4 protein-coding genes are annotated in these 2,152 nt (G+C 59.2%); all 4 read left to right on the top strand.

Translation table 11 applies throughout. The annotated features are described in order from the left end of the window. The first annotated feature begins 157 nt into the window (after positions 1–157). Positions 158–727 (top strand): DJ-1/PfpI family protein, encoded by a 570-nt coding sequence (locus tag AAC126_RS22255; protein ID WP_339857663.1) that lies wholly within the window; start codon positions 158–160, stop codon positions 725–727. A gap of 110 nt (positions 728–837) precedes the next feature. Continuing rightward, the gene (locus tag AAC126_RS22260) at positions 838–1,065 is read left to right on the top strand and encodes a DUF1289 domain-containing protein (protein ID WP_339857665.1); all 228 of its coding nucleotides are present in this window, start codon (positions 838–840) and stop codon (positions 1,063–1,065) included. A gap of 65 nt (positions 1,066–1,130) precedes the next feature. Then, entirely contained in the window at positions 1,131–1,535 is a 405-nt protein-coding gene (locus AAC126_RS22265) for a RidA family protein (protein ID WP_339857666.1), read from the top strand. A gap of 285 nt (positions 1,536–1,820) precedes the next feature. After that, positions 1,821–2,152, top strand: a 332-nt coding sequence (locus AAC126_RS22270; RefSeq protein ID WP_339857669.1) for an S-adenosylmethionine decarboxylase, incomplete at its 3' end; no start/stop codon positions are given.

The following is a 2,152-nucleotide window of genomic DNA, read 5'->3' on the forward strand; positions in this document are numbered from 1 at the left end:
CGGCCTTGACCGGGTGTTGAGGGATCCAGCCCACATTCGGCGTTTTGATAAGACTTGCCTTCCGGAGTCCGATTTTTCGGCGCAATCCGGGAGTCTCTTGTCCAGGACCGTTCCGGCCCCGCCGCACCCGACGAGACGCAAAAAAAAGGAGAACTAAATGCAGGACAAGCCGCTCACCGGAAAAAATATTGCAATCATGGTCGCCAACGGTTTCGACGAAGTCGAATTCGTCGAGCCCCAAAAGCAGTTGCTTGCCGCTGGCGCGACGGTCAAAGCCGTTTCCCGCGCCACTGGCCTCGTCAACGGCTGGTACGACGGATCCTGGGGCCATTTCTTCCCGGTTGACGCGGACTTGGCCGATACGCTGGCCGTCGATTATGCCGGTCTCGTTGTCCCGGGCGGTGTCCGTGGCGTCGAAAAGTTGGCTGAAGACCCCCATGCCCAGCGTGTTCTCAAAGCATTCATGCGCGCTGGCATGCCGGTCGCGCTGATCGGCGATGCCACGTCCCTGATGATCACCATCGAGGACGCCAAAGGCCGGACCGTTACGTCTTCCGCCGACACCCGCGAGGCTCTCGAAGCCGCCGGTGCCAGCTGGGAAGAGGTTGCTTCCGTGACCGAGGGCAACCTGGTCACCGCCAGTGGCGTTGAAGGCATTGCTGAGATGATCCAGAGCTTCTCGGCTCTGATCAATGCTTTCGAAAACAACGTGACCGAAGCTGCCTAACGCCGCTTCCGGACTATAAACTGACGTAGACGGCGTGGATTTTTGATCCACGCCGTTTTCTTATCTGCAATGCTCCGGTGTCCTGAAATTGCCGTCGGTAGGTTTTCGATATGTCCGATATTCCGTCTCCCTGTGTCGCTGTATGCCAGATTGATCGTGCAAGCGGTCACTGTCTTGGCTGCTGGCGTACCATCGAGGAAATTTCGGGCTGGTCACGGTATGACGGTGATCGCAGACTTCAGATCATTGCCGAACTGCATGACCGGCGTGGCGCGGCCGTGCCGCGGCAAAGGCGCAAGAACCGGCGCAGGGCCGGTGCGGCGCCGGGTGTGGAGTGACGCGCGTGTGGAGTGACTGCCGGTGTAGAGTGGCTACGGGTGCGGAGTGACTGGGGAGACGCGCTATGACGGGAACGGGACCGGTATTTCATTTGTTCAATCAGGCCCCGGCTCCGGTGGCGCCATACAGCCATGCTGTCGAGATTGACGACTGGTGCCTGATCACGGGTCAGCTGGCGACCGATCCCGACGATGATGCGAAGCCGCTGCCGGATGGCGTCGAGGCGCAGACCCGCCGGACCATGGAAAATCTACGGCTGGTGCTTGAAGGGCTCGGGCTCGATTTCAGCCATGTTGTTTCCGCCCGTGTCTTCTTGACGGAGTTCGAGCGCGATTACGATGCGATGAATGCGGTCTATGCGGAATATTTCGGGGCCGAAACCCGACCGGCGCGGACCTGTATCGGGGTCACCGGACTGGCCCGGAAGGCGCTTGTCGAGATTGATTGCATGGCCTTGCGCCCGCGCTGAAAAAGGCGTCCGAGTATGTGCTTGACATAGGCGCACATATTGCGCATTTTAGATTGAGAAAGACACGACCGGTAGGGCGCCGCGATAACGTGGAGCCCTGCCGGTCGAACTTTTTCGGGCGGCGGGTCAAAATTAACTTGCTACGGGGGGCTAAAAGCCTCAGAACGCCGCGCTTATATCCGCATTGTGCGGAGCGAAAGGAACGCCAGACCATTCCGCCCAACGGTGTTGCGGCAAGCGGGATGCGACGGGGTAACTGGGACATCTACTGGATAGGAGGGGTTGATGGATAAAAACGTCGCCTTCGCTGATTTGGGGATGGACTCGGATACTCAACCGAGCAGAACCAATTCCGACACCACCGGCACGGCCAACAATGATGGCACGGTCGTTCAATGGACACCGACGCATTCGGATGCATCTCTCGATCATTTCGTGAAGAAGGACGGGCTGGTTTTTGCCGGCACGCACCTGATCATCGATCTGGTTGGCGCCTCGCGACTGGATGACCTCGCACATGTCGAGGAAACCCTGCGCGAAGCCGTCGAGGTTTCCGGGGCGACCTTGCTGCATATTCATCTGCATCACTTCACGCCGAATGGCGGTGTGTCGGGGGT

This window comes from uncultured Nisaea sp. (assembly GCF_963974195.1).
In the GTDB taxonomy this organism is placed as follows: Bacteria; Pseudomonadota; Alphaproteobacteria; order Thalassobaculales; family Thalassobaculaceae; genus Nisaea.